Below are 3163 nucleotides of genomic sequence, written 5' to 3'. Positions count from 1 at the left end.
CGTCAGGAGATGCAAAAGCAAGCCGCCAACCCCGTTGGCCGCCCGCCGATGAACCGGGGTATACGGATCACTCCCAGACCCGTCAACTGCCGGAAACGGGGAAAACGCACATGTCGCAGTTTGGTTCTCTCCGGACGCAGACATAGGACGCGACCCCGTGTCGAGGTCGCGCTCTGACGAGGCCGGAAATCCTGCCCTGATCGCGTGACCTCGACACGAGCTCACCCTGGCGTTGCGCGTGCTTTTTGGGGGTTCGCGGGCCCTGATCCTGAGGCAGGCCAGGAGCTTCGGAGCTCTGCCCGCTCGGCGGGAGCGGCTCCTCACCCCCAGGTTGCGCGCTCGTTTCCTCCTCTTCTCGTAAACCCTTGATTCCGTGGGCCTCTCAAAAGTGAACCCTCCCCCCCTTCCACGGTACCCGTGGCTTGAGGGCCGGGAGATCCAGGCCCCCGAAAGGCTGCAGGCTCCGCAGCGAGCGCCTTGGGGGGCTTGCTCCGGGGATTCCAGCGCGCCAGCCAGCCCAGCCAGCTCGGGGAAACGATCCGAACCACGTTGGTGCGATTGGGACGGTACTGGACCCGTCGTTCCGTGATCGACACCAGGCCGAGGTTCTGGGCGACCCGCAGGGCCAGGCGCGCCTTGGTCTGGCCCACACCGGCTCGGGCGGCGATCTCGGGGATCGAGAGCGTGCACTGGCGTCCGGCGACGAACGCGTCGGCCACGATCTTGAGGACCGCCAATTCTCCCGTGGTGAAGCGGCAGGCGAGCTTCGGCGGCAGGGGCCCGGTGGCCGCCAGGGTCCGCCGGCGCTCCAGTGAGCGGGCCCGGTCGGGCGAGCGCTGGGAGCGCTTGGGGGGGAAATAGGACCAGAGGCGCGGATCCCGGCTCGGGTTCTGGCCTGAGGACGCGCCCGGGGCCTCCACAGCCGCCTCAGGGGGCGTCCGAGGGGGGATGACCGCGAGGCCTCCGAGGGAAACGGCGGAGGCTTGGGCGCGCGGTTTGCGGCGGCCGTGGATGGCTTCGGCGAGGGCCTGGGCCTGGACTTCCGTCAGGGCGCCCTCCCCGGCCGCACGCCACAGATCGCGGCTCAGGGCGTCCAGAGCAGCCAGGGGAACATGGTTAACGAGAGTGAGCAGGTGATCGAACGACATGGTGGTCCCTGGGTTGGGACCGCATTGGGCCGAGCGACATCGCCTCGAGAATGAACATTCCCGATTGACTCCTGGAGGGAGCTGTGATGTGCTAGAGACCTTCGGTGTTCTCTGGCACATTCTGCGACTTGACGGCCCTTCCGGTTTGGCGACCGGGGGGGCCGTTGTCGTTTCAGGGTCCTACTGCGGTGTGGCGGCGGTTCCTTGATCGAATCCCCGGTCGAGCAAGGGACCGAGACCGCACATTCGGCATGCGAGAGGGTCTCCTGTCAAACCAGGGACTTGTGTCGTCCCGCAGCAGCACCCGATCGGTGTTTCCCGCCGGGACCGGGGCGCCCGTTCATCCCCCGGGCCATCCGATCCGAGGGAAGGCGTTCCCCTCGGAAAACCAAACAGCGTCGACGGTCCAAATGGACGGTCTATCCGACAGAACTGACACACGCGATGAGTCGTAAGGCTCTGTGACAACGCGCAAATCTCACACAGATGGGCAAGTGTCCTTTTGCCCAAGAACCCAATTGGGTTTACGGGTTCTTGGGCATTAGGGCATTAGGGCATTGGGGCCCTCGGGGTTTTGCACCTTGGGGAATGTGGGCCCACGAGCCCGGGGAGCCTTTTCGATGGCGGTCATCAGCGTCTGCTCCACGAAGGGCGGGGTCGGGAAAACGACGCTCGTGATCTGCCTGGCCGATGCCTTCGCCCGACAGGGGGGAAGCGTGGCCATCGTCGATGCCGATCCGAACGGGCATGTGGGCGCCTGGCGCGCGCGCGCGGGGGCGGACTCCACCGTCGCGGTCATCTCGGGCGTGACGGAGACCGTCATCCTCGACCGCATCGCGGAGGCGGCGACGCGGTACGGGATCGTCTTGGTGGACCTCGAGGGGGCCGCCTCGCAGGCCGTCACCTACGCGATCGCCGAGTCGGACCTCGTGCTGATCCCCACCAAGATCTCGGGAATGGACCTGCAGGAGGTGTTCCGGACCTACGAGGTGGTGCAGCGGGCCGAACGCATGCTGCGCCGATCGATCCCCGCGCGGGTGGTCCTGACCCAGATGTCGCCCCTGCAGAACCGCGTCGCCCAGCATGCCCGGGAGGAGATCCAGGGCGCCGGCATCCCGCTGCTGCGGACCGAGGTGATCCAGCGGGCCGCGTACCAATCCATGCATTTCACGGGGTCGACGCCGGCCGGGCCGGGCGGAGACCCGAAGGCCGCCGCCGAGGTGGGCGGCGTCCTGAACGAGCTCCTTGCCATCCTGGCCGAACAGCAGGCCGCGCAGCAGGACTTGGCCGAGCAGCCGGGAGCCGGACGATGAGCAAGCCTCCGTTCCTGCCCTCGCCCCGCCCACGGCCGCACACGAGTCCGGAGGAGGCCCGGCTGCTGGCGGCCGCGACGAGCGACCTCGGCTTCACCCGGGCCTCGAGCGCCCCCCAGGAGCCGCCGGCCGCCCTAGGAGTCCCCGAGACGCCCCGGCCTGCCGAGACCATTGAGACCGGTCCGGTCCGGACGCCGAAGATCCGGGCTTCCGCGAGGCGGCGGACCAAGGCGACGGTCCTGAAGGTCGAGGTACCGGATCCCGTCTGGACGGCCCTGCGGCAGGAGGCCCTCGATCGCCGGGTGACCGTGAAGTACCTGGTCCTCGAGGCCCTGGCGGCCAAGGGCTACGCCTTCGACCTCTCCGCCATCCCGAAGGACGGACGCCGCCTGCGCTAAGGGAGCGATCCGCAGGGACCCTGTCCGAAAGACCGCCTGTCCGCAGATCCGATCCGAACCCTGCGGACGTCGGCAGGATCCCTAAGCCCATGTCCGCAGGGCCATGGTCCAACGGACGCCGCGACTGACCGAGGAGCTGGAAACGTAGAAAGGCCGCCCCGGAGGGCGGCCTTTCTGGTGCGACGATCGTTTGTGAGGGCGTGTCTCTTGTTCTGTGCAGGTCTGGCGGCGACCGACTCTCCCGTGTCTTGAGACACAGTACCATGGGCGCTGGTGCGTTTAACGGCCGAGTTCGAGATGGGAT

The 3163-nt window shown here is 67.8% G+C and carries 3 protein-coding genes and 1 rRNA gene; 2 read left to right on the top strand and 2 right to left on the bottom strand.

Going from position 1 to position 3163, the window contains the following annotated elements:
* Positions 1-320 precede the first annotated feature (320 nt).
* Complete coding sequence (locus tag ASF41_RS25280; protein WP_156653411.1) at positions 321-1148, bottom strand: helix-turn-helix domain-containing protein; 828 nt, start codon at positions 1146-1148, stop codon at positions 321-323.
* 620 nt (positions 1149-1768) lie between these two features.
* Between ASF41_RS25280 and ASF41_RS20405 the strand changes: the two genes are divergently transcribed.
* Both ASF41_RS20405 and ASF41_RS25275 read left to right on the top strand, forming a co-directional pair.
* Positions 1769-2461 (top strand): ParA family protein, encoded by a 693-nt coding sequence (locus ASF41_RS20405; protein WP_056496504.1) that lies wholly within the window; start codon positions 1769-1771, stop codon positions 2459-2461.
* Positions 2458-2859, top strand: a complete 402-nt coding sequence (locus ASF41_RS25275; RefSeq protein WP_056496500.1) for a hypothetical protein — start codon at positions 2458-2460, stop codon at positions 2857-2859. The genes ASF41_RS20405 and ASF41_RS25275 overlap by 4 nt, the downstream gene beginning before the upstream one ends.
* A 220-nt stretch (positions 2860-3079) precedes the next feature.
* Here ASF41_RS25275 and rrf read toward each other — a convergent pair.
* A 5S ribosomal RNA gene (gene rrf, locus ASF41_RS20395) occupies positions 3080-3163 on the bottom strand; the annotation flags it as partial.

The organism is Methylobacterium sp. Leaf111 (genome assembly GCF_001423285.1).
Taxonomy (GTDB): Bacteria; Pseudomonadota; Alphaproteobacteria; order Rhizobiales; family Beijerinckiaceae; genus Methylobacterium.
Note: the sequence above shows the minus strand (reverse complement) of the source record. Positions and strands in the feature narration are given on the sequence as shown.

What these genes read in the sequence shown, in the direction of transcription:
- ASF41_RS25280 (WP_156653411.1), bottom strand. Translation starts at nt 1,148, where the DNA reads ATGTCGTTCGATCACCTGCTCACTCTCGTTAACCATGTTCCCCTGGCT.
- ASF41_RS20405 (WP_056496504.1), top strand. Translation starts at nt 1,769, where the DNA reads ATGGCGGTCATCAGCGTCTGCTCCACGAAGGGCGGGGTCGGGAAAACG.
- ASF41_RS25275 (WP_056496500.1), top strand. Translation starts at nt 2,458, where the DNA reads ATGAGCAAGCCTCCGTTCCTGCCCTCGCCCCGCCCACGGCCGCACACG.